The sequence below is a fragment of the Nocardia sp. FBN12 genome, assembly GCF_054031145.1.
The window spans coordinates 7,209,445-7,233,907 of the sequence record NZ_CM132926.1; the positions used below are offsets into that span (position 1 = coordinate 7,209,445).

Genomic DNA, 24,463 nt, shown 5'->3' on the forward strand with positions numbered 1-24,463 from the left:
GATCACGACCACGACCAGGAGTGTGCCCCCGATGGCCGGTAACCCCGATTTCGACCTGTTCAAGCTCGAGGACTTCCACGACGAGCTGCGCGGTGCCATCCGTGGCCTCGCGGAGAAGGAAATCGCTCCGTTCGCCAAGGACGTCGACGGCAACGCCCGCTTCCCGGAGGAGGCGCTCACCGCGCTCAACGCCGCCGGCTTCAACGCCGTGCACGTGCCAGAGGCCTACGGCGGCCAGGGTGCCGACTCGGTCGCCACTTGTATCGTGATCGAGGAAGTGGCCCGGATCTGTGGCTCCTCCTCGCTGATCCCCGCCGTGAACAAGCTCGGCACCATGGGCCTGATCCTCAACGGCTCCGAAGAGCTCAAGACCAAGGTCCTGGCCGACATCGTCAACGGTGAGATGGCCTCCTACGCGCTGTCCGAGCGTGAGGCCGGTTCCGACGCCGCCGCCATGCGCACCCGCGCCAAGGCCGACGGCGACGACTGGGTCCTCAACGGCTCCAAGTGCTGGATCACCAACGGCGGCAAGTCTTCCTGGTACACCGTGATGGCCGTGACCGACGCCGACAAGGGCGCCAACGGCATCTCCTCGTTCATGGTCCACAAAGACGACGAGGGCTTCGTGGTCGGCCCGCTCGAGCACAAGCTGGGCATCAAGGGTTCGCCTACCGCCGAGCTCTACTTCGAGAACTGCCGCATCCCCGGCGACCGCATCGTTGGTGAGCCCGGCACCGGTTTCAAGACCGCCCTGCAGACCCTCGACCACACCCGCCCGACCATCGGCGCGCAGGCCGTCGGCCTGGCCCAGGGTGCGCTCGACGCCGCGATCGCCTACACCAAGGATCGCAAGCAGTTCGGCAAGACCATCGCCAGCTTCCAGAACACCGAGTTCATGCTGGCCGACATGGCCATGAAGATCGAGGCCGCCCGCCTGATGGTCTACACCTCGGCCGCCCGCGCCGAGCGCGGCGAGAAGAACCTCGGCTTCATCTCCGCCGCCGCCAAGTGCTTCGCCTCCGACGTGGCCATGGAGGTCACCACCAACGCCGTCCAGCTCTTCGGCGGCGCGGGCTACACCACCGACTTCCCGGTCGAGCGCATGATGCGCGACGCGAAGATCACCCAGATCTACGAGGGCACCAACCAGATCCAGCGTCTGGTGATGGCCCGCAACATCCTGCGCTGATACCCAGCACGCCAGCGCTTCCGCGGCCCCCCGACGGACCCCCGTCGGGGGGCCGCGTCTGTTTCTGATGCCCACGGCGACGGACACCTGATTCCGGCCGATTCCGCGGCGTTACCTCGATCTCGGCCGCTGACCGGGTAATGGCGACCGAATTGTGGCTGCAGTTAGAACGGATAATGTATCGGGAAATTCAACCGATATCGGAGGGTTATTCATTTGCCGCTCGGCGGCGATTCGTTTCGCGCCTTCCGTGCCATATACCAAGACAGGTGGGATCAACCTGAGCCGGTCGGGGTGCAGGTATGTGGCCGATGTCGATCCTCCTGACTGGATAGTCGCTGTGAGCTGGCCATCAGCCCACTGATCGCAGGAATCGGCAACAGGATGCAGAGCGCTGAAATATTGAGTGTGCGTGACTCCACCGAAATTCGAGTGGCCATGTACTCGCGTGCCCGGTCCCGCCGCGATTCTCTCGCTCGTTATCTAGCGGGGTGAATTATGACCGAGGTAATTTCTGGAACACGTTCGGGAATGAGTTGGCTTCCGCTGTCCAGTTCGGGGGACGGGTCGCGATTCATGCAGGACCTTCTCGACCGGGTCCGCACGTGGGCGCAGGACCATCTCACCCAGCCGCTGGACATGATCGGCCGTGAGGGACCGGTCTGCCCGTATGTCGGCCCATCGATGCACCGGGACCTGACCTGGGTCGGCCGGGTCGCGGGCGCGCAGCCGTGGTCGCCGTATGTTCGATTGGTCCTCTCCGACGCGCTGGAGCTGTTCCCGACCCTGCCGCCGGACACGGGCGGGTCCACGGTGCTGCGCTGTTTGGTGACCGCCCTGCCCGATCTGCACGACTACTCGCTGATCGACGACCTGCACGCCGAGCTCAAGTCGGAGTTCGTCGAACAGGGCCTGATGCTCGGGCAGTTCTATCCGGGGTGCACCGAGCCCGGCCTGTGGAACAAGGACTATCACCCGCTCGACGCGCCGATCCCGATGCTGGTGGTGCGCACGATGATGGCCACCGACTTCCCGTTCCTGCTCTCGCGCCCGGAGTGGATGTCGGCCTACGTCCGGAAGTTCGCGCCCGGCCTGCCCGCGCATGTCCGCAGTGTCGTGGTGGCCAGACTCATCGCGAGCAACGGCGCCGAAGTACCCGCGTACCACGTCGACGAGCCCCAGTTGCCGCAGCCGATCGGTGCCGGAGGGCGACGGCGATGACCCGCGAATTGTCGACCGCGCCGCACACCGAGTCGGCAGCGGTCGAGGAGTTTCCGCTCTCCCCGGCCCAGCTCGGCATGTGGTACGCCCAGCAGCTCGATCCGGCGGTGCCGCTGTACGAGGCGCAATACATCGATATGCGCGGCCCGCTCTATATCGACACCCTCGTCGCGGTGGCACAGCAGACGGGACGGGAGTTCGAATCGGGCCTGTTGCGGCTGGTCGACACCGACGACGGGCCGCACCAGACGGTCGACCGGCGGATCGAACCGACGCTGTCGCGCCTGGACTTCAGCGATGCGGCCGACCCCGAGGGCGAGGCGCTGCGCTGGATGCGTGCCGACGTGGCGGCGCCGACCGATCTGCTCGGTGATCGGCTGTGGGTGTCGGTGTTGATCCGGATCGGACCGCGGCGGGTGCTGTGGTATTCGCGTGCGCACCACCTCGTGATCGACGGGTTCGCCTCCGCGACAGCGCTGTACCGGGTGGCCGAGCTCTACAACGCCGCGCTGGCCGGACGGGATCCGCCGCCCTGCACGGCCGCGAGCCTGCACACCGTGCACGACGCGGAGCTGCGTTATCGCGAGAGCACACGCCACACCGCCGACGCCGACTATTGGGCAGGACGGATCGCGCAGATGCCGCAGCGGTGCAGTCTGGTCGACGCCGCCGCACCCGCGCACGCGCTCGGCCGCCAGCACCGCGCGCAACTGCCGGCCGCGACGAAAGCGCGCCTCGACGCGGCGGCCGCGCGCTTCGGGGCGGGGACGCCGGGGCTGGCGATGGCGGCGCTGGCGGTGTACTACGCGCAGGCGACCGGCACCGAGGACGTCGTATTGAGCTTGCCGGTGTCCGGCCGCACCACCGCGGTGCTGCGCCGGTCCGGCGGCATGCTGGCCAACGTGGTGCCCTTGCGGGTGCGCGTCGGCGCGGACAGCACCGTCGCCGAACTGGTCGACGCGATCCGGGTGGAGGTCTCGGGCGCGCTGCGGCATCAGCAGTACCGGCACGAGGAGATCCGGCACGGGGAGGCCGACGGCGACCCGGCGGGCGGGCGTGGCTTCGTCGGTCCGGTGGTCAACATCATGCTGTTCCCGGCCGAGGTCGACTTCACGGGTGTCGAGACGAGCTTGCACGTGCTGACCTCGGGCCCGATCGAGGACCTGTTCGTCAACTTCTACCAGCATGGCGCGAACAGCCCGATCCACGTCGACTTCACCGCGAACCCCGACCTCTACGACGAGCAGACCCTCGCCCGGCATCATCGGCGATTCCTCGCGCTGCTCGAGGCGATGATCGACGCCGAGCCGGACACCGCGGTGCGTACCCTCGAGTACTTCCTCCCGGATGAACTACCGCTGCGCGCGGGTCTGCGCGGTACCCCCGCACCCGCACCGCGGCTGCTCGCCGACGTACTCGATGCGGGGCTGCGGGCGGCGGGTCACGCGGCGACCGCGGTGGTGTCCGGCGAGCGAGAACTCACCTATGGTGCGCTGGAAAAGGTTTCGGCACGGCTGGCGCGCCGGCTCGTCGCGGCGGGGGCGGGGCCGGAGCGCGCCGTGCTGGTCGCGCTGCCGCGGTCGGTGGAATCGGTGGTGGCGTTCTGGGGCGTCGTCCGCTCGGGTGCGGCCTATGTGCCGGTCGGCGTATCGAATCCGGCGCCTCGCTTGGTGGCGATGGCGGCGGAATGTGGTGCGCTACTCGGCATCACGACAGCGGACCGGCGACCCGAGCTGCCCGATTCGGTGACGTGGATCGTGCTGGACGACCTCGGCGATGACGACGCCGCGGTGCGGCTGCCACGGCCACGGATCGAGAATCCCGCCTACATCGTGTTCACCTCGGGCTCCACCGGCACTCCCAAAGGCGTCGTGGTCACCCACGCGGGGATCGCCACGCTGGCCTCGGCGGTGCGCGATGCCTACGGAGCGGATCGGCAGTCACGCGTATTGCACTGTCTCAACCCGAGTTTCGACGCGTCCCTACTCGAACTGCTGGTCGCCTTCAGTGCGGGCGCGACGCTGGTGATCGCCGAGGCCGTAGCGGGAGCGGACCTGGCCACGGTGATCCGCGAGTCGTCGATCACCCATCTGTGCTCGACGCCCGCCGTGCTCACGACGCTGCGGCCCGGCGCGCTCGACGGCGTGCGCGTGGTGTCCACCGGCGGCGAGGCCTGCCCGCCGGAGGTGGTGGCGTGCTTCGGTTCCGGTCGCGCCCTGGTGAATTCGTACGGCCCGTCGGAAACGACCGTGGCCGCCACGTTCACGGCGCCGCTGGCCTCCGGTCGCTGTGCGGGGATCGGATCGCCCGTACCCGGCGTGACCCTGCATGTCCTGGATCGCCGAATGCGGCCGGTGCCGGTCGGAACTCCCGGTGAGCTCTACATCGCGGGTCCCGGTCTGGCCCGCGGGTACGCGAGCAGGCCCGGTGCCACCGCGCAGCGCATGATCGCCGATCCGTTCGGGGCGCCGGGCAGTCGGCTGTATCGCACCGGCGACCTGGTCCGCTGGCGCGCGGACGAGCAGGCCGGGTCCGGCGAAACCCTGGACCCGTTCGCCCGCAACGGGATTCGTGGCACCGCAGATCCGAACAGCACGGAGGGCGCGGAGGTAGATAAGGCCGCACCGGCGAGTGTCGAGGTGCCGTTCGTTCTGGAGTACTCGGGCCGCAGTGACTTCCAGGTGAAACTGCGCGGTATGCGGGTGGAGCCGGGCGAGGTCGATGCGGTGCTGGCCACCTGTCCCGGTGTGGAATTCGCGGTGACGGTGGTGCGGACGGGGCGAACGGGCCGTGCTGTGCTCGCCTCGTATGTGGTGCCGACGCACGAGGCGGGCACGCTCGACGGCGCCGCGCTTCGGGAGTACTGCCTGCACCGGTTGCCCGGGCACCTGGTGCCGGGCGCCGTCACGGTGCTCGAGGCGCTGCCGCTCACCGGTAACGGCAAGGTCGACCGGCAGGCCTTGCCCGAGCCGGACACCACGCCCACGATGCCGAGCGCGGCCGCGTCGGCGGTCGAACAGCGGCTGTGCGGACTGTTCGCCGAGGTACTCGGCGTGCCGGAGGTCGGCGCCGAGTCCTCGTTCTTCGCGCTCGGCGGCGACTCGATCCTGTCGATCCAGCTGGTGACCAGGGGCCGGGCCGCCGAACTGGTCTTCTCGGCGCGAGACGTGTTCGAGCACCCGACCCCGGCCGGCCTCGCCGCGGTTGTCGAGGCGCCGGGTGAGCGGGCCGTTCTGCGTGAAATACCCGGCGGCGGTGTGGGTTCGATGCCTCGGACGCCGATTGTGGACTGGCTGCTGTCCCAGCCACGCTGGCAGCGATTCGCGCAGACGATAGTGCTGGCACTGCCGGACAGCGTCGACTACACCCGGTTGGTGCGCACGCTCCAAGCGGTCATCGACCACCACGACATGCTCCGTGTCCGCGTTGTCGACGGCACGCGAATCGAGGTCACCCCGCCCGCGACCATCGATGTCACCACGGGTTTCGATCACGTCCTGTGCACCCGGATCGATTCCGCCGCAGCAGGTTCGGCGGTCCCGGCGCGGGTTGGTGACCACGGTGCGGATGCGCGAATCGATTCCGCCGCAGTAGGTTCGGCGGTCGCGGCGCGGGTTGGTGACCACGGTGCGGAGGTGCAAATCGATTCCGCCGCAGCAGATTCAGCGGTCGCGGCGCGGGTTGGTGACCATGGTGCGGATGCGCGGATGGCTTCCGCCGCAGCAGGTTCGGTCGTTGCGGCGGGGGTTGGTGACCACGGACTGCGGATCGATTCCGCCACCATCGGCAGGGCGACAGCGGCGGCGGTGGGCCGGCTCGACCCGGAAGCGGGGGTCGTCCTCGCCGCTACCTGGCTGGACCCAGGTGGTCCCGGCGGACGACTCGTGCTCGCCGTGCATCACCTGGCCGTCGACGCGGTGTCCTGGCGGATCCTGATTGCCGATCTGATGGCCGCGTGGGCGGCGGTATCCGAGGGCACAGTGCCACAGCTCCTCCCTGTGGGCACCTCGATGCGGACCTGGGCGCACGCGCTCGGTGTGGTCGCGGCGGCCCCGGAATGGGCCGAAGAGCTGGACTATTGGTGCGGTGTGCTCGACACGGCGCGGCCGCGGCTTGGTGCGCGCGCACTCGACCCCGCGCGCGATGCCGGTGCGGGCGTCGACCGTATCGAGGTGCGGATTCCCGCCGCGGCGAGCAGCCAGCTCCTGCGGTATCTGCCGATCGCCCTGCGCTGCGGGGTCGAGGAGGCGCTGCTCGCCGCGCTGGTGTCGGCGCTGACCGAGCACCGGGGAACCGCGGCGGCCGACGGCGGTCACCGAGGGCCCACGCTGCTCATGGTGGAGCGGCACGGCCGGGACGAGACCGTGGTCCCCGGCGCTGACCTGTCACGCACCGTCGGCTGGTTCACCAGTCAGTTCCCGATCGCGCTCGACATCGACTCCGCGCCCGATCCGGTGTCCGCGGTCGCCGCGGTGAAGGAACAGTTGCGTGCGGTGCCGCACGGCGGCTTCGGCTTCGGCCTGCTGCGACACCTGGGCGCGGATCCGGTGGCAGCGGTGAGCGATCAGCTGGGCGCCGGTCAGGTGGCAGTGGTGAGCGATCAGCTGGGCGCCGGTCAGGTGGCAGCGGTGAACGAGCAGACGGGCGCGGTGGCGGACGGCGGCGTCGGTCTGTCGCGCCATCGCGGTGGCGCCGACCGGCTGCGTGCCGCGGGCACGCCGCAGGTGGGGTTCAACTATCTCGGCCAGATCGCGGGCACTGACGCGGGTATCCCGTGGCTGCCGGTCGGCGTGGCCGACCAACTGGGTGGGGCGGGCGCTGCAGAGCTGCCCGCATCGGCGGTCATCGCCCTCGACGCGGTCACCATAGACGAGCCCGACGGACCCGTAGTCCGGGCCGTATGGCGGTTCCCGGCCGAAGTCATCGGCCGTGCGGAAGTGGAACGGATTGCCCAGCACTGGGTTTCGATGGTGACCGCGATCGCGGACGCGGTGGGCGAGCCGGGTGCGGGCGGATTGACACCGTCGGATATCGCGATGGTGCCGGTGACCGCGACCCAGCTCGCCGACTGGCAGCACCGCTATCCCGACCTCGCGGACGTCTGGCCGCTGGCACCGTTGCAGCAGGGCTTGCTGTTCCACACCAGGCTCACCGCCGGGCACGCCGACAAGTACGCCGTGCAGACGGTTTTCGAGCTGGCGGGCGAGGTCGATCTCGATCGCCTCGAGACGGCCGCCACCACGCTCGTGCGCAGGCATCCCGCGCTGCGCACCGCCTTCGTGACCACCCCGGACTCGGCGGCCCAGCTGGTACTCGCTGAGGTCGCCGTGCCGTGGCAGGTGCTCGAGGCGAGCCCGGCCGACTGTGCCGCGATCGCCGCGCGCGAACTCGCCCGGCCGTTCGACCCGCAACAGCCGCCGCTGCTGCGCTTCCTGTGTGTGCGCTGCGGACCGCGCGATGTCCGCCTGATCGTCACCAATCATCATCTGGTGCTCGACGGCTGGTCGATGCCGTTGCTGCTCGGCGAGCTCCTCGCGCTGTACGACAGCGCGGACGGCGGGCTCGGCGAGCCGGTGTCGTATCTGCGGTACCTGGAATGGGTCGACCGCCAGGATGCCGCGCTCGCGCGCGTGGCCTGGTCCGAAGCGCTGGCGGAACTGGCCGGACCAACCCTGATCACGGCGGTCCGCCCCCCGCTCGGCCACGACGGCGACCCCGGCGAGCTGCGTCGCGAGGTGCCGCTGGCGCACGACGCTGTCGCCGCGCTCGCCCACTATCGCACCGAACGCGGCATCACCGTGAACACGCTCGTGCAGACCGCGTGGGCGCTGCTGCTGGCCGAGCTGACCGGGCACACCGACGTCGTCTTCGGCACCACCGTGTCCGGTCGTCCACCGGACCTGGCCGGCGCCGAGCGGATCGTCGGCATGCTGGTCAACACCGTCCCGGTGCGGATCGGGCTGGTCCCGGACGAGCCGGTCGGCGAGCTGCTGGCTCGGGTGCAGCGCGAACAGGGCGCCCTTGTCGATCAGAACTTCTTGGGGCTCAACGAGATCCAGGCGCTGGCCGGCGTCGGCCCGTTGTTCGACACCAGCATGGTCTTCGAGTCGTATCCGATGGACGTCGAGGGGCTGCGGGCGGCTTCCGAGCAGGCGAGTCTGCGGATCCGCGACTTCCGCGCCCACGACGGCACCCACTATCCGCTGTGCCTGGCCGCGCAGGCGCGCGACGGATTACAGCTCCACCTGACCTGCTCAGACCGGTTCTTCGACGACGCCGAGGCCACCGCGCTGGCGACTCGGCTGGCCCGGATCGTCGGCCTGCTCGCGGATCCAGTGCTGCCGGTCGCGGCGGTGCGCGGTGTCGACGGGGCCGCGATCGTCCGGGCCAGGCCGCGGCCGATGCGCTTGCTGCCCGAACTGCTCACCGCCGGGGTACGGCCCGGTGCGATCGCTGTCGTAGGGAATCACGCGGAGCTCGGGTACACCGAACTCGACGAGCGGTCGAATCGGTTGGCGCGCACTCTGATCGCGGTGGGCGCGGGACCGGAGGGCGCCGTGTTGATCGCGATGCCGCGCTCGCCGGAATGGTTGCTCGCCGCGTGGGCGATCGCCAAGTCCGGGGCGGCGTTCGTCCCCGTGGATATCGACCACCCCGTCGAGCGTATCGGCGCTGTCGCGCACGATTGCGCTGCCCGACTGGGCATTACACTCGCGGTCCACCGGAAAGCCTTGCCCGACACGGTGTCCTGGATAGTAGTCGACGACGAGCCGGCCGCCACCTGTACCGCGGCCCGCCCCTCGGGACCGGTGATCGACGCCGAACGGGTTCGTCCGGTGCATGCCGGACACCCCGCCTATCTGATCTACACGTCCGGATCGACCGGCGTCCCCAAGGGCGTGATGGTGACCCACGCAGGTCTCAGCGGACTGGTCGACGGCGTCCTCGCGCGCCTGCGCGCCGGTCCTGGCGATCGCCTCCTGTGGTGCATGAATCCCGCCTTCGATGCCTCGATTCTGGTGTGGCTGACCGGTTGTCATGCTGGCGCCACGCTCGTGGTCGCGCCGCCGCGAGCGATGGCGGGCGAAGCGCTCGCCCAGGTCATCGCCGCAGGCGCGGTGACCCACTTGGTCGCACCGCCCGCGGTCCTCACCACACTGCCCACCGTCACCGGGGTGCGCACGATCGTCACCGGTGGCGAAGCCTGCCCGCCCGAGCTGGTCGCGCGGCTGGGTCAGGGGCGGACGATCCTCAACTCGTACGGTCCGGCCGAGTCGACCGTAGCCGTGACGGTCAGCGCCCCGCTGACCGGAGACGCCACGACCGATCTCGGTGCGCCACTACCGGGTTGCGGCCTCGCGGTCCTGGACCGGTGGCTGCGGCCCGTCCCCGTCGGTGCGGTCGGCGAGCTGTATCTGATGGGACCCGGCGTGGCTCGGGGGTATGTGGGCGCGGTCGCGCGCACCGCGGAACGTTTCGTGGCCGACCCGTTCGGCGCGCCCGGCGAACGCATGTACCGCACCGGCGATCTGGTGCGCCGGACGTCGACGAACCGGCTGGGCTACGTGGGGCGCAACGATTCCCAGATCAAGCTGCACGGAATCCGGGTGGAGCCGGGCGAGGTGGACGCGGCGCTGCTCGCGGCGCCCGGCGTCGCGCTGACCGTCACCGTGCCGCGGCGCGGACCGAAGGGCGAGCAGACCCTGGCGTCGTATGTCGCCCCGATCGCCGGCGCCGAGCTGACCCCGACCGCGCTGCGCGAGTTCCTGGTGCGGCGGCTGCCCCGGCACCTGGTGCCCGCGACGGTCACGGTGCTGGACGCCCTGCCGGTCACCGGCAACGGCAAGGTCGACGTGCGCGCGCTGCCCGAACCTCGGTACACCGTCGCGCCCTACGTCGCGCCGGTCGGCACCGAACGGGTGGTGGCGCAGGCCTACGCGGCGGTCCTCGCGCATCCCGACGTCGGCGCCGACGACGACTTCTTCGCGCTCGGCGGCGACTCCCTGTCGGCGACTCGGGTGGCCGCCCGGCTCGGCGCCGAACTGGGCGTCGAGGTGCCCGTGCGGCTGCTGTTCGAAGCGCCGACCGTGCACGGCCTCGCTGCCCGGATCGCCCGCGACACCGTGGGCTCCGCGGGTGCGCTCGGTGGCCCGTGCGCGGGTCCGCGCCCCGAACGGATTCCACTCGCACCCGCCCAGCGGCGCATGTGGTTCGTCAACCGGTACGACCCGTCCTCCGGCGCCTACAACATCCCGGTCGTCCTGCGACTGACGGGACATCTCGACGTCGTCGCGTTGCGGACGGCGCTGATCGATGTGGTCGGCAGGCACGAGGCACTGCGCACGATGTATCCCGATCACGATGGAATCGGCTACCAGGTCGTCGTCGAACCGACGGAGCTCGACCACGACATCGACGTGCTCGATATCGCCCCCGACAATTTGCCGGGAGCCGTACTGTCCTGTATAGCAACGGGTTTCGATGTAGCGACCGCTGTCCCGGTGCGGGTGCGACTGTTCCGGCCCGGTCCCGGGGAACACGTGCTGGCCGTGGTGGTGCACCACATCAGTGCCGACGGCTACTCGATGGGAACGCTGGCGCGCGATGTGATGTCCGCCTACACCGCACGTACCGCCGGTGCCGCACCGCAGTGGCCCGCACCCACCGTGCAGTTCGCGGATTACACACTCTGGCAACGAGATCGGCTGGGCAGTGCCGACGATCCCGATTCGATGTCGGCCCGGCAGCTGACCTACTGGACCGAAACCCTTGCCGGACTGCCGGATCGGCTCGAACTACCGGCCGACCGTCCCCGGCCCGCCGTCGCGTCACTGCGTGCGGGCACCATCGCACGCACGGTGGAGACCGATCTCCGAACCGCGCTGGAACAGCTCGCCGCGCGTCACCACAGCACGCTGTTCATGGTGCTGCACAGCGCGCTCGCGGTGCTGTTCGCCCGGCTCGGCGGCACCGCCGATGTCGCCGTCGGTACTCCGGTTGCCGGGCGTGGCGCCGCCGAACTCGACGACGTGGTCGGGATGTTCGTCAACACCGTGGTGCTGCGCACCGAAGTACCTGCCGCACTGCCTTTCTCGCAGCTCCTCGACCGGGTGCGTGGCACCGATCTGGACGCCTTCGCGCACGCCGAGGTTCCCTTCGAACAACTCGTCGACCTGCTCGAACCCGCACGTTCGGCGGCGCGACATCCGCTGATCCAGGCCATGCTGGTGTTCCAGAACCTCGGCCGCACCGAGATCTCGCTGCCCGGACTCCGCGTCGAGGCGATGGACCTGGACCAGCAGAGCCTGCGATTCGACCTGAGCGTCACGGTCGGCGACGACGCCGCGGGCGGTCTCGCCGTCCGGTTCGGCTATGCCACAGATCTTTTCGACGCGAGCACCGCGGCGAGCTTCGCCGACCGCTGGCTCCGCCTCCTGCGCGCCGTGGTGGCGAATCCCGAGGTGCCGGTGGGCGATATCGACCTGCTCGACGTTCGCGAGCACGCTCAGCTGCCCGGCGACGCATCACCCGCTGTGGCGGCACCGGCCGTCCTCCCCGAAATACTCGCTACCGCCGTCACCGAGAACCCGGACGGCATCGCCATCGTCGACGGGCCGACCCGGCTCACCTACCGCGAGCTCGACCAGCGCTCGAACCGACTGGCCCGCATGCTGATCCAGGCCGGGGCGGGTCCGGAGAAGCTCGTGGTCATCGCCGTCCGCCGCAGCGCCGAGTCGGTCCTCGCGGTCTGGGCGGTAGCCAAAACCGGCGCCGCCTTCGTCCCCGTCGATCCCGCCTACCCTGCCGAACGCATCGCCCAGATCCTCGCCGACTCCGGCGCATCGCTCGGCATCACCACCTCAGACACCGAATCGATCCGCCCGCGTGCCGACGGCTCGGTGGGCTCTGCGCCGCACAGCGATGGCGCGCACCCGGACTTCCGGTCTGTGCGCTGGTTGCTGCTGGATGATCCCGCCGTCACCTCGGACGCGCCCATCGATCCGGGCGAGCGCCACGCGACACCGCGATGCGCGCACCCGGCGTACGTGATCTTCACATCCGGGTCGACCGGCCGCCCCAAGGGTGTGGTCGTCACCCATGCGGGTCTGGCGAACCTGGTTGTCGCACAACGGGAACGGCTGCGCACTACCAGCGAATCGCGGGTGCTGCACGTCGCCTCACCCAGCTTCGACGCCGCCGTACTGGAACTGCTGCTGGCCGCTGGAGCATCGGCGACCCTGGTGGTCGCGGGGCCGACCGCGTTCGGTGGTGTGGAACTCGGCGCGCTGCTGACTCGGGAACGGGTCACCCACATCGCGCTCACCCCCTCGGCGCTGTCATCGGTGGACAAGGTGGCCTACGAACACCTGCGGGCGATCATCACCGGCGGCGAACCGTGCCCGCCGGAACTGGTACAGCGGTGGGCGGCGCCGGATCGCGTGCACTTCAACGACTACGGCCCGACCGAGGCGACGATCTGGGCGACCGGCGCAGGCCCGCTCGTCGCCGGCGCCGAGATCACCATCGGCACACCGGTTCCCGGCCTTGCCGCGCTGGTTCTCGACGAGCGGCTCTATCCCGTTCCCGACGGTGTGGCGGGCGAGCTGTATCTGGCGGGGCAGGCGCTGGCCCGTGGCTATCACGGCCGCACCGATCTCACCACCGCGCGTTTCGTCGCCGACCCGTACGGCGCGCCGGGTGAGCGGATGTATCGCACCGGCGATCTCGTGCGCAGGCGCGTTCATGGCCTCGAGTACCTCGGCCGCTCCGATTTGCAGGTGAAGCTGCGCGGCCTGCGGATCGAACCGGGCGAGATCGAAGCGGCCTGCACCGCCGACCCGACGGTGCACCAGGCCGTGGTCACCGTCCACACCGACGCGGCACTCGGTGAACTGCTCGTCGCCTACCTGGTGCCGGAGTCTTCGGCGCGGTTCGACCTCGATGCAGTGAAAGAAGCGCTGGCGCTGCGTCTTCCGTCGTTCATGGTGCCGACGGCGTTCGTCGTCATCGATGCCTTGCCGCGCACCGGAAACGGCAAACTGGACCGCGGCGCGCTGCCGACCCCCGACATCAGGTCGGGCCGGTTCCGCGCGCCCGTCACCGCCACCGAACGAGCGGTGGCCGACACCTTCGCCGAACTGCTCGGCGTCCCCACGGTCGGGCTGGACGACAACTTCTTCGCCCTCGGCGGCAACTCCCTGATCGCCACCCGGATCGCGGCCCGTCTCGGCGCCGCGCTCGACGTCCGCATTCCCCTGCGCGTGGTCTTCGACTCGCCGACCGTGGCCGAACTCGCCGTCGCGGTGCGCACCGCGGCCACCCCGCCCGGCCCGCGCCCCGGCCCCCGCCACCGCCCCGACCGGGTCCCGCTCTCGGCGGCGCAGCGGCGCATGTGGTTTCTCAACCGGTACGACCCCACCTCGCCCGCCCACAATGTCCCGATCGTGCTGACGATCGAAGGCGACTTCGAGCCGGACGTACTGCGAGCCGCGCTGATGGACGTGGTGGCCCGTCACGAATCGCTGCGCACGGTATATCCGGTGGACGCCGAGGGCGAGCCGTATCAGCAGGTGCGTGCCGTCGGCGATGCGTCGGTGCCGATTCAGCTCGACACCATCGAGCCGGATCAGATCCAGGAACGAGTCGCCGCCGAGATCGGTCATGGCTTCGACCTGACCACCGACCTGCCGGTGCGGCTGCGCCTGCTCCGGATCGAGGACGACCGGTCGGTGCTGGTGGTGACGCTGCACCACATCGCCTCCGACGGATGGTCACTGGCACCGCTGACCCGCGACGTGCTGGTGGCCTACGCGGCCAGGCGGGCGGGCGCCGTGCCGACCTGGACGCCATTGCCGTTGCAATACCCCGACTTCGCGCTGTGGCAGCACGAACTGCTCGGCGCCGAGCGCGATCCCACCAGTGTGTCGCACCAGCAGCTGGAGTACTGGCACACCGTGCTGGATGGGCTGCCCGAGGTATCGGCGCTGCCCAGCGACCATCCGCGCCCGGCGGTGCTCACCCACCGCGCGGGCTTGGTGGAATTCGACATCGACACCACGATCCAGGTGCGGTTGCGTGAGCTGGCCCGCTGGCACGGTGTCAGCGTGTTCATGGTTGCCCACGCGGCACTGGCGGTACTGCTGGCCAGGCTGTCCGACACCACCGATATCGCGATCGGCTCGGTCGTCGCGGGCCGCGGCGACGGCGAACTAGACGACCTCGTCGGCATGTTCGTCAACACGCTGGTGCTGCGCAGCCACCTCGACCCCGAGGCCACTTTCGACACGCTGCTCGCCGCGACGAAGGACGGTGACCTGGACGCGTTCGGCAACGCCGATGTCCCCTTCGAGCGGCTGGTCGAGGTGATGGCACCCGCCCGGTCCACTGCGCACCACCCGCTGTTCCAGGTGCTGCTCGTCTTCCAGAACTTCGATCGGGAGCCGGTGGAACTGCCCGGGCTGCGGATCAGCCCACGCGAGATGCCGCCCGTCGGCGCGAAATTCGATCTCGAATGGATGCTGGCCGAGAACTTCGGTCCCGACGGTGCGCCCGCGGGCATGTCGGCCACGCTCACCTTCGCTCGCGACCTGTTCGAGGCGCCCACCGCGCGGACGCTGGCAGACCGGTTCGTCGACGTGCTCGACGCGCTCACCGCCGACCCGGGCCGGGTGCTCGGCGAGATCGACGTCACCGCACCGCCCGGAACCGTCGTCTATCCGGTGGTACGCGCACCCGAGCGCCGGGCCGACCTGCCCTACCGGCCGCCGGTGACACCTGTCGAGGAGGCCGTCGTCGCCGTGTTCGAGGAGGTTCTCGGTGTCGAACGAGTCGGCTTGGACGACAACTTCTTCGAACTCGGCGGTACCTCCATGATCGCCGTCCGGCTGGTCTCCCAGATCCGTGACCGGCTCGATGTCGCGATGCCGGTGCAGTGGATGTTCGGCGACCCGACGCCCGGCGCGCTCGCCCAGCGCATCGCCGGGGCCGGCGATCAGATCGACCCCGCCCTGCGAACCCTGTTGCCCTTGCGCTCGGGCGGAAGCGGTCCCGCGTTGTTCTGCGTGCACCCGGCGATCGGGGTGGCCTGGTGCTACACCGGTCTGGTCGGTCACCTCGACCCAGGCTTCCCGGTCTACGGTCTGCAGTCGCCCGGGATCGCGGCCGACCAACCCGACCGCCCGCTCCGGGACAGGGTCGCCCGCTACGCCGACGAGATCCAGACGATCCAGCCCGACGGACCGTATCGGCTGCTCGGCTACTCCGCGGGTGGGCCGATCGCGCACGCTGTCGCTGTCGAACTCCAGCGCCGTGGCGCGCGGGTCGACGCCCTGACCATCCTCGACGGTCGCGCGGACGTAGACCCGGCCAGCGCGGCCGAGTTGCCGCCGCCGGAGGTGCTGCTCGCCGAGTTCGGCGGCGTGGACGTGGCGTTGCTCGACGGCGACCGCCCGCAGGCCGAACAGGCCGCTGAACTTCTCCGTGCCGGCGCTGCCGTCGACGCTCCCGATCGAATCGTGCCGCCAGCGTCGCCGGCCGATTCCGCGACGGTGGGCTACACCGCCGCACCGCTGACTGGCGCCGACAACGAGGTCGGCGCCGGTAACCGAGCCCACGGGCTCCTCGGCGCGCTCACCGCGGCGGACCTGCGGCGGCTCTACGCCGACTACCAGCAGATAGTGCGCGAGGCCGCGGCGTACGAACCCGGGATGTTCGACGGCGACCTGCTGTTCTTCAGCAGCACCGGCGCCCGTCCTGGCTACCTGCCCAACGCCGATACCTGGCGGCCCTACGTCCGTGGCGAGATCATCGACCATCAGACCGGCCACGAGCACAACCGGCTCACCGGCCCGGCTGCCCTTGCCGTGATCGGCCCGATTCTGGCCCGGTATCTGCGCGATTAGGCCGACCTTTCGCTCCGGGCGCCGATCAGGCAACCAGGTCGGCGTATTCCCGGTGTTCGGCGATGTATTTTTCGACGTACCAGCAGGTGGGGATGATCTGGAAGCCGTGTTCGCGGGAGTCGTCGAGGCCGTATTTCACGACTTCGGCCGCTACTCCTCTGCCCCGGAATTCGGGGAAGGTCATGGTGTGGTGGAAGTCGCGGACCTTGGTGTCTTCCCGTTCGGCGTAGTCGGCGTAGCCCGCGAGGACGTCGTCGTGGTAGATCTCGTAGCGGGTGTCGGCGACGTTGTGTTCGAGCCTGGTGGTCATGGTTCGGATGCTAGTCGCGCTACAGGACCGCGCCGGGGTTGAGGATGCCTTCGGGGTCGAGGGCGTCTTTGATACGCCGGGTCAGAGCCATGACCTCGGGGCCGACCTGGTTGGGTAGCCAGGCCTTTTTCAGACGGCCGACGCCGTGTTCGCCGGTGATGGTGCCGCCGAGGGCGATGGCCAGGTCCATGATCTCGCCGAAGGCGCGATGGGCGCGGGCGGTGTTGTCGGGATCGGTGGGGTCGTGCACGATCAGCGGGTGGGTGTTGCCGTCGCCCGCGTGCGCGATCACCGACACGAGCACATCGTGACGTTCGCCGATGGCGGTGACGCCGGCGATCAGGTCGCCGAGGCGGGGCAGCGGCACCCCGACGTCTTCGAGCAGCAGCGGCCCGATCTTCTCCACCGCGGGAATCGCGAATCGTCGTGCGGCGGTGAAGGCTTCACCTTCGGTGGCATCGGCGGTGTGAAAAACCTCGGTCGCCCCGGCTTTCTCGCACAGGTCGACCATCAGCTGGGCCTCGTGCCCGGCGAATTCGCCAGGGGCGTCGGAGCGGGCGACGAGCAGCGCGGCGGCGGTGCGGTCCAATCCCATGCGCATCTCGTCCTCGACCGCGTTGATCGCGACGGTGTCCATGAATTCGAGCATGGCGGGGCGCAGCGTCGAGGTGATGGCCAGGATCGCGTCGGTCGCCGCGGTGAGCGAACCGAAACTCGCCACGACGGTCGACTGCGGTGGCTGCGCGGGCAGCAGCCGCAGGGTGAGTTCGGTGATCACCCCGAGCGTGCCCTCGCTCCCGACGAACAGTTTCGTCAGCGACAACCCAGCCGAGTCCTTGAGCCGGGGCCCACCCAGCCGCACCACGGTCCCGTCGGCCAGCACCACTTCCATACCGAGCACATAGTCGGTCGTCACGCCGTACTTCACGCAGCACAGCCCGCCCGCGTTGGTCGCCGCGTTGCCACCGATCGAACAGATCTCGAACGACGAGGGATCGGGCGGATACCAGAGCCCCTCGGCGGCGACGGCCCGCTTCACCTCGGCATTGAGCAACCCCGGTTGCACCACCGCGATCCGGGTGAGCGCGTCGACGCTGATCTCGCGCATCAACTCGGTGCTGAGCACGATCCCGCCGTCCACCGCGGTCGCCCCGCCCGACAACCCCGAACCGGCACCACGCGGCACCACCGCCACCTTGTTCGCCTGTGCCCAGCGCAGCGTGGCGGCCACATCCGCGGTCCCGCGCGCCCGCACCACGGCCATCGGCGTCCCCGCGTCGGGATCACGTGCCCAATCCTGGCGATACCCCGCCAGCAGATCGGGGTCGATGACGACAGCCCCGTCCGACAAGCCGGAAATCAACGAACCGAGGTCAACGCTGCGCTCGTCCACGCACCCACGCTAACCCGCGCACCCGGTCTCTCGCGGGCAGTTCGTCCTGGTCGCCCGAGAAGGGAAATCCACCGCGGCCTGGTGATCATGCGACCAGATGCGCAGTGTTGCCGAACAAGTGAGTTTCCGCATGACTGTGATTTGGCGCGCCCCGTTGGTGTATACGCCGTCCAATGCTTCACAATGCCCATACCGGGTGTGTTCGACGGTGAATTGCCTCGCCGCCCAGCGTGTTTCGAGTTCCGCTCCACGGTGCGCCGCCCGCGTGCCGATCACGCGACGCTGTTGCGCCGCACCGTTTTTCGCAGGGAGGACTGGCGATGATGAAGGAACCGCAGAACCGCGCTGAGCTGGTCGGTGCGCTGTTGGCCGCCGAGTTCGCCGACGCGGGCATCGACACCGATGCGATGCACCGCGTCTACACCGGCGCACACGCCGAATGGTTGCGGGCGCTGGAAGCGACCGGGATGTTCGGTGTCCGCGCGCTGGCCGAGATCGCCGAAGGCTGGGCCGCGGATCCGCGCCTGCTGCGCGATGCGCTCCTCACCGAGTCCGATGAGCTCACCCGTCGCCGCTGCCTCACCACATGGACCACCTACGACACCCGCCCGATCGCCGCGGTCGGTCGCTGACGCTCCGCGTCGCGTCGGCCGCACCCCGGGGCGCTGACGCCCGGCCCGTTTGCCGGTTGCTCACCCTGGCTTCACCTGCCGCTGGCAGGCTGGCGGCGTGGAGCATCAGGCGAGTGTCACCGAGTCGGTGGCCGACCGATTCACCCGTTGGTGCGAGGCGGTCGTCGCGCGGCTGCCGTGGGGGCTCGACCGCTATGTGCCCGCCACCTTCCTCGGCTTCGCGCTGATCAACAGCTTCACCTTCGGTGTCGACCTGCTGTTGCTCACGCTCCTGCGCAGCGGCCTCGGCCTGGCGGTCTGGTTGTCGATCACCCTCGCCTACATCGTCGCGTTCGGGCTGGCCTTCCTGCTCAACCGCACCTTCAATTTCCACTCGCACGCCCCGATGGGCAAGCAGGCCGCGGTCTATGTGGTGGTGGTGCTGGTGAACTATCTGGCGTTCATCCTCGGCGTCGGCTCGGGTCTCGCCGCGCTCGGCGTGCAATATCACGTGGCCAGGCTGCTCGCGGGCGCGTGTGAGGCCGTGTACATGTACAGCGCGATGCGCTGGATCGTGTTCCGCCGCAAACCGGCGCTGACCACTGCCTGATCGGGTCAGCCCCGGAGCACCTCGGTGCGATCGCCGTCGACCAGGACGACGTCGCTGTCGGTGAGCGCCCAGTGCGGGATCTCCTCGGCCACACAGTTGGCCAGCATCGCCGCGGATTCTCCGTCCGGGTCAGTGGGGGAGTCCAGATGAACGACCAGCCGACGACCCACCAAACCCAGTCCGTCCCAGCGTGGTTCGATCCCGGTGGCGGGCAGCACCTCGGCTGGGTCGTCCATGGTTTCCAGCCCGTGCAGATCGGGTCCGAGCAGACACGCACCCGCGCTGTAGCCCGCGTACACCAGCGCATCCGCGCGCAACAAGGCGGTAAGCACGGAATCGGCACCGCTGCGGGCGAATTGGGCCCGCAGGACGAACGTATTGCCGCCACGCACCCAGACCATCGCAAACCCGCGAAGATGCCGTTCCAGCCGGTCCGGCTGCCCGACGTACGCACGCAGATCGAGAACCTCCGGCGAATAACCCTGCTGCTCCAGTGGTTTCACATCACTCATCACGGCCGACGCCCAGGCATCGGGCCACGCGTCACACGCGTTCGGAATCACCGCGACCCGCCCCGGTGCGCCGACGAGCCCGGCGAGCCGATCCGCGAAACCACCGAACCGGTACGAGGCCAGGAACAGTCGCATCAGATGGTGAACGCCAGGTTCCGTACGAGCCGCTCGCCCAGCGCGGTATCACCCTCGACGGCGACCTCGCCGGGGTGCCGGTCCGCGGTGGTGCGCCCGCCGCGCAAGCGAGCGAAGAGTCCGGAGTCCAGCCGGATCACGGTTGTCGGCTCACCGGGAGCCTCGTCGAGCACCGACCCGCGCCCACCGGCCACCGACACGTGTACCTGCCTGGTCACCGGCCCGGTCAGCTCGACGGTGATCAGCGAACCTTCCGGCGCCTTGGCACCTTTCACCACCGCACGGCCGAGCCCGATGGTCAGTTCGGCGAACGCCGCCTCGGCCCGCGCACCCCCTTCGGACACACTGCGCCCGATCCCGTCGGCCAGGTCGAGTTCGTGCATCCAGCAGTCGAACAGCCGCACCCGCATGAACCGCCCGTAGGGCACCTGCCCGACCGGCGAGACGGTCGAGGCCTGCCAGGCTTCGTCGTCCATGGCGGCCAGTGCGGCCCGGCGACGCTCGGTGGTCTCGTCGAACATCGCGAGCAGGCGCTTGCCGGAGAGCGGGCGCAACCGGTCGACCCAGATCTCGTTGAGCACCGCCACTTCGTTGCGCACATGCGGCAACGTGCGCACGTCGGTCTTGGGACGCAACGGGTCATGCGGCGGCGGTGAATCGCCGAGCAGCCACGATTCGGTGCCGACCACGTGCGCGACCACGTCGAACAGGGTCCAGCCGGGCAGCGGAGATGTTCGGCGCCAAGCCTTCTCGTCCAGGTCGGCGACCAGCAGGCCGATGGTTTCCCACTGCTCGGCGAGCAGATCGGTGAGCTGCTCGCGCCCGGGGGTCTCGATCATCCCTGTGCTCCTTCTGCTTCGCTCTGGTCGAGCGCGGACAGGCCCGCGCGGATCGCCGCTGCGGTCGAATTCGGTTCGTGCGGACGACGCAAAAGGAAGCCCTTGGCGAAGGTGAGTCTGTCACCGTGTTTGCGCGGGACCACGTGCAGATGGACGTGACCGACGGTCTGGAAGGCGGCGGTGCCGTCGTTGAGGATGAGATTGGCTCCGTCGCTGGCGAGCCCGCTCACGCGCAGGGCGCGAGCGAGACGGTGCCCGGTACGGAAGATGCGGGCCCCGAGTTCGGGATCGAGATCGTCGAGCTCGGTCGCGTGGACCTTGGGAACGATCAGCGTATGGCCACGGGTGATGGGACGGATGTCGAGGAACGCGCACACCGCGTCGTCGGAGTAGATCACGGTCGCCGGTGCGGCACCCGCCACGATCAGACAGAAGGCGCAGTCGTTCACGGCCTCGACCCTACGGTGTGACCTGGGTCGCGCAACAGCCCGAACCGCGCACCGGCATGATGCGCGTCACGTCTGGCCGAATGTGGGGGTATCCGGCCAGGAGCCGGACGTCGAGGTAAGTAACCGACCCGGATGTGCGGTCTTGTACGCCCCACCTGCGGCGACGAATCTGGGTGCGGGCACCGGCCGGTGCCCGCCGGGTTGTTACAGCTGATCAGGGCCCAGGTGTCCGTTTTGTGGTCGTCAGTCCAGTTCTCCGTTGTGACGGGCATCTCCGCTAGGCTCACCGCGAGCCGAGTACAGTTGCCAGGATTTCAGTCGAACTTACTCACAGGTAACTTCGGCTGCCCCGTTGTTCCCAGGCTCGAAGCCAGCACGAAAAGGAAGTCTGACTAGTGGAGACAACGCAAAACGTGGGCGAGGGTTCGCCGCGCGGAGCGCGTGTCGGAGTCGTTCGCGAGTCCGGCCCGGGTGAGCGGCGGGTCGCATTGGTGCCCAAGATCATCCCCGCCCTGTCCAAGCAGGGTGTCGAGGTGATCGTGGAAGCCGGTGCCGGCCTCGGCGCCCTCATCCCCGACGCTGCCTATGTAGCGGCAGGCGCGACCATCGGTGACCCATGGTCGGCCGAGGTCGTCGTCAAGGTCGCCCCGCCCAGCGATGCCGAGGTGGCCAAGCTGTCCTCCGGGCAGACCATGATCGGTTTCCTGGCCCCGCGCAATGCCGAGAATCAGATCGGCGCGCTGAAGTCGGCCGGTGTGCAGGCTTTCGCCGTCGAGGCGATTCCGCGTATCTCGCGCGCGCAGGTGATGGACGCGCTGTCCTCGCAGGCGAACGTGGCCGGTTACAAGGCCGTGCTGCTCGCCGCGTCGGAGTCGACCCGGTTCTTCCCGATGCTCACCACCGCCGCGGGCACCGTGAAGCCGGCCACCGTACTGGTACTCGGTGTCGGTGTCGCCGGTCTGCAGGCCCTCGCAACGGCCAAGCGCCTCGGTGGGCGGACCACCGGTTACGACGTGCGTCCCGAGGTCGCCGATCAGGTGCGCTCGGTCGGTGCGCAGTGGCTCGACCTGGGTATCGACGCCGCCGGTGAGGGTGGGTACGCCCGCGAACTCACCGACGAGGAGAAAGCCCAGCAGCAGAAGGCCCTCGAAGACGCCATCAAGGGCTTCGACGTCGTGATCACCACCGCGCTGGTGCCGGGTCGCCCCGCACCGCGCCTGGTCACCACGGCCGCTGTCGAGGGCATGAAGCCCGGCAGCGTGATCGTCGACCTGGCCGGGGAGACCGGTGGCAACTGCGAACTCACCGAACCCGGCGAGACCGTCGTCAAGCACGAGGTGACCATCGCCTCGCCGCTGAACCTGCCCGCCACGATGCCCGAGCACGCTTCCGAGCTGTACTCGAAGAACATCTCGGCGCTGCTGGAACTGATGCTGGTCGACGGCAAGCTCGCCCCTGATTTCGATGATCAGGTGCTGGCGGATTCCTGCGTCACCCGTGAGGTGGAAGCCTGATGTACACCGAACTGCTCGCCAATATCGCGATCCTCGTGCTTTCCGGCTTCGTCGGCTTCGCGGTGATCTCCAAGGTCCCCAACACCCTGCACACCCCGCTGATGTCGGGTACCAACGCCATTCACGGCATCGTCGTGCTCGGCGCGCTGGTGACCCTGGGCAATGTGAAAGACCCCTCGCTGCTGGTGCAGGTGATCCTGTTCGTCGCCGTGGTGTTCGGAACATTGAACGTCATCGGTGGTTTCGTGGTCACCGACCGCATGCTCGGCATGTTCAAGGGTAAGAAGAAGGCGGCCGAGTGATGCACGCAGTCGACAACATGACCTACCTGGTCAACGGCCTCTACATCGTGGCCTTCTCCATGTTCATCTACGGCCTGATGGGCCTGACCGGTCCGAAGACCGCGGTCCGTGGTAACCAGATCGCCGCTGTCGGTATGGCTTTGGCCGTCGTCGCCACCTTGATCTCGGTGCGCCACGCCGCCATGCTCAACTGGATTCTCATCGCCGCCGGCCTGATCGTCGGTGTGGCACTGGGTGTTCCGCCCGCCATCCGCACCAAGATGACCGAGATGCCGCAGTTGGTCGCCGCGTTCAACGGTGTCGGTGGTGGCACCGTCGCGTTGATCGCCTGGGCCGAATTCGTCGACAGCGCGGGCTTTTCCGACCTGCACGAAGAACCGACCATCCACATCATCATCGGTTCGCTGTTCGCCGCGGTGATCGGCTCGATCTCCTTCTGGGGCTCGATCATCGCCTTCGCGAAGCTGCAGGAGATCCTGTCCGGCAAGCCGATCGGCATCGGCCGCCTGCAGCAGCCGCTGAACCTGCTGCTGCTCGTCGGCGCGATCGTGTGCGCCGTGGTGATCGGCCTCGGCGCCGACAACGGTGGCGTCTCGCAGCTGTGGATGATCGCGCTGCTCCTGCTCGCCGGTGTGCTCGGCCTGATGGTCGTGCTCCCCATCGGTGGCGCGGACATGCCGGTCGTCATCTCGCTGCTCAACGCCCTGACCGGTCTGTCGGCCGCGGCCGCGGGTCTGGCGCTGAACAACACCGCGATGATCGTCGCGGGCATGATCGTCGGCGCCTCGGGCACCATCCTCACCAACCTGATGGCCAAGGCCATGAACCGCTCCATCCCCGCGATCGTGGCCGGTGGCTTCGGTGGCGGCGGCGCGGTCGCCGGTGCGGGCGACGGTGAGGCCAAGACGGCGAAGGCCACCTCTGCCGCCGACGCCGCGATCCAGATGGCCTACGCCAATCAGGTGATCGTGGTCCCCGGCTACGGCATGGCCGTGGCGCAGGCCCAGCACGCGGTCAAGGAGATGGCGCTGCTGCTCGAGGGCAAGGGCGTCGAGGTCAAGTACGCGATCCACCCGGTCGCCGGTCGCATGCCCGGTCACATGAACGTGCTGCTGGCCGAGGCCGAGGTGTCCTACGACGCGATGAAGGAAATGGACGACATCAACGGTGAGTTCAATCGCACCGATGTGGTCCTGGTCATCGGCGCCAACGACGTCACCAACCCGGCCGCCCGCGACGACAAGTCCAGCCCGATCTACGGCATGCCGGTGCTCAACGTCGACCAGGCCAAGAGCGTCATCGTGCTCAAGCGCTCGATGAACTCCGGCTTCGCCGGTATCGACAACCCGCTGTTCTACGCCGACCACACCTCGATGCTGTTCGGTGATGCGAAGAAGTCCGTCGGTGCGGTCACCGAGGAACTGAAAGCGCTGTAAGACAGCCGAATACAACCGCAAGAGGCTCCGCTGTTCGCGTC

12 protein-coding genes and 1 pseudogene are annotated in these 24,463 nt (G+C 69.1%); 8 read left to right on the forward strand and 5 right to left on the reverse strand.

The genetic code is table 11. From position 1 onward, the window contains the following. The first annotated feature begins 31 nt into the window (after window positions 1-31). The 3 genes from ACWZHB_RS33870 (at window position 32) to ACWZHB_RS33880 (ending at window position 16,311) form a co-directional block, all read left to right on the forward strand. The gene (locus ACWZHB_RS33870) at window positions 32-1,189 is read left to right on the forward strand and encodes an acyl-CoA dehydrogenase (RefSeq protein ID WP_427905745.1); all 1,158 of its coding nucleotides are present in this window, start codon (window positions 32-34) and stop codon (window positions 1,187-1,189) included. A 531-nt stretch (window positions 1,190-1,720) separates the two neighbouring features. Further along, the gene (locus ACWZHB_RS33875) at window positions 1,721-2,410 is read left to right on the forward strand and encodes a DUF6875 domain-containing protein (protein WP_427905746.1); all 690 of its coding nucleotides are present in this window, start codon (window positions 1,721-1,723) and stop codon (window positions 2,408-2,410) included. After that, on the forward strand, window positions 2,407-16,311 hold the full coding sequence (locus tag ACWZHB_RS33880) for an amino acid adenylation domain-containing protein (protein ID WP_427905747.1): 13,905 nt from the start codon (window positions 2,407-2,409) through the stop codon (window positions 16,309-16,311). The genes ACWZHB_RS33875 and ACWZHB_RS33880 overlap by 4 nt, the downstream gene beginning before the upstream one ends. A 25-nt stretch (window positions 16,312-16,336) precedes the next feature. On the opposite strand, the gene ACWZHB_RS33885 is transcribed toward ACWZHB_RS33880, so the two are convergent. Beyond that, complete coding sequence (locus ACWZHB_RS33885; RefSeq protein ID WP_427905748.1) at window positions 16,337-16,621, reverse strand: GNAT family N-acetyltransferase; 285 nt, start codon at window positions 16,619-16,621, stop codon at window positions 16,337-16,339. 19 nt (window positions 16,622-16,640) lie between these two features. Further along, a complete protein-coding gene (locus ACWZHB_RS33890) occupies window positions 16,641-18,014 on the reverse strand; it encodes an FAD-binding oxidoreductase (protein ID WP_427905749.1) in 1,374 nt (457 codons plus the stop codon). A gap of 320 nt (window positions 18,015-18,334) precedes the next feature. On the opposite strand from ACWZHB_RS33890, the gene ACWZHB_RS33895 reads away from it, so the two are divergent. Further along, window positions 18,335-18,646 (forward strand): hypothetical protein, encoded by a 312-nt coding sequence (locus ACWZHB_RS33895; protein WP_427905750.1) that lies wholly within the window; start codon window positions 18,335-18,337, stop codon window positions 18,644-18,646. A 97-nt stretch (window positions 18,647-18,743) separates the two neighbouring features. Continuing rightward, complete coding sequence (locus ACWZHB_RS33900; RefSeq protein ID WP_427905751.1) at window positions 18,744-19,235, forward strand: GtrA family protein; 492 nt, start codon at window positions 18,744-18,746, stop codon at window positions 19,233-19,235. A 5-nt stretch (window positions 19,236-19,240) separates the two neighbouring features. On the opposite strand, the gene ACWZHB_RS33905 is transcribed toward ACWZHB_RS33900, so the two are convergent. From ACWZHB_RS33905 to ACWZHB_RS33915, 3 genes and pseudogenes are all read right to left on the reverse strand, one after another. Continuing rightward, the gene (locus ACWZHB_RS33905; protein ID WP_427905752.1) at window positions 19,241-19,882 is read right to left on the reverse strand and encodes a Type 1 glutamine amidotransferase-like domain-containing protein; all 642 of its coding nucleotides are present in this window, start codon (window positions 19,880-19,882) and stop codon (window positions 19,241-19,243) included. Further along, entirely contained in the window at window positions 19,882-20,721 is an 840-nt protein-coding gene (locus tag ACWZHB_RS33910) for a maleylpyruvate isomerase family mycothiol-dependent enzyme (RefSeq protein WP_427905753.1), read from the reverse strand. Before ACWZHB_RS33910 ends, ACWZHB_RS33905 begins: the two co-directional genes overlap by 1 nt. Further along, a pseudogene (locus ACWZHB_RS33915) lies at window positions 20,718-21,179 on the reverse strand (HIT family protein); the annotation flags it as partial. The gene ACWZHB_RS33910 and the pseudogene ACWZHB_RS33915, both read right to left, overlap by 4 nt. Window positions 21,180-21,565: 386 nt before the next feature. On the opposite strand from ACWZHB_RS33915, the gene ACWZHB_RS33920 reads away from it, so the two are divergent. From ACWZHB_RS33920 to ACWZHB_RS33930, 3 genes are read left to right on the forward strand one after another with little or no spacing between them, the layout of a single operon-like run. Then, the gene (locus tag ACWZHB_RS33920) at window positions 21,566-22,684 is read left to right on the forward strand and encodes a Re/Si-specific NAD(P)(+) transhydrogenase subunit alpha (RefSeq protein WP_427905754.1); all 1,119 of its coding nucleotides are present in this window, start codon (window positions 21,566-21,568) and stop codon (window positions 22,682-22,684) included. After that, window positions 22,684-22,986 carry an NAD(P) transhydrogenase subunit alpha gene (locus ACWZHB_RS33925; protein WP_056818017.1) on the forward strand — a complete coding sequence of 101 codons (303 nt, stop codon included), beginning with the start codon at window positions 22,684-22,686 and terminating at the stop codon, window positions 22,984-22,986. Before ACWZHB_RS33920 ends, ACWZHB_RS33925 begins: the two co-directional genes overlap by 1 nt. A 17-nt stretch (window positions 22,987-23,003) precedes the next feature. Continuing rightward, a complete protein-coding gene (locus ACWZHB_RS33930; RefSeq protein ID WP_427909383.1) occupies window positions 23,004-24,422 on the forward strand; it encodes an NAD(P)(+) transhydrogenase (Re/Si-specific) subunit beta in 1,419 nt (472 codons plus the stop codon). Window positions 24,423-24,463 lie beyond the last annotated feature (41 nt).

Bases quoted from the DNA above. Each gene is read 5' to 3' on its own strand.
- ACWZHB_RS33870 (WP_427905745.1), top strand. From the start codon at position 32: ATGGCCGGTAACCCCGATTTCGACCTGTTCAAGCTCGAGGACTTCCAC.
- ACWZHB_RS33875 (WP_427905746.1), top strand. From the start codon at position 1,721: ATGAGTTGGCTTCCGCTGTCCAGTTCGGGGGACGGGTCGCGATTCATG.
- ACWZHB_RS33880 (WP_427905747.1), top strand. From the start codon at position 2,407: ATGACCCGCGAATTGTCGACCGCGCCGCACACCGAGTCGGCAGCGGTC.
- ACWZHB_RS33885 (WP_427905748.1), bottom strand. From the start codon at position 16,621: ATGACCACCAGGCTCGAACACAACGTCGCCGACACCCGCTACGAGATC.
- ACWZHB_RS33895 (WP_427905750.1), top strand. From the start codon at position 18,335: ATGATGAAGGAACCGCAGAACCGCGCTGAGCTGGTCGGTGCGCTGTTG.
- ACWZHB_RS33905 (WP_427905752.1), bottom strand. From the start codon at position 19,882: ATGCGACTGTTCCTGGCCTCGTACCGGTTCGGTGGTTTCGCGGATCGG.
- ACWZHB_RS33910 (WP_427905753.1), bottom strand. From the start codon at position 20,721: ATGATCGAGACCCCCGGGCGCGAGCAGCTCACCGATCTGCTCGCCGAG.
- ACWZHB_RS33925 (WP_056818017.1), top strand. From the start codon at position 22,684: ATGTACACCGAACTGCTCGCCAATATCGCGATCCTCGTGCTTTCCGGC.
- ACWZHB_RS33930 (WP_427909383.1), top strand. From the start codon at position 23,004: ATGACCTACCTGGTCAACGGCCTCTACATCGTGGCCTTCTCCATGTTC.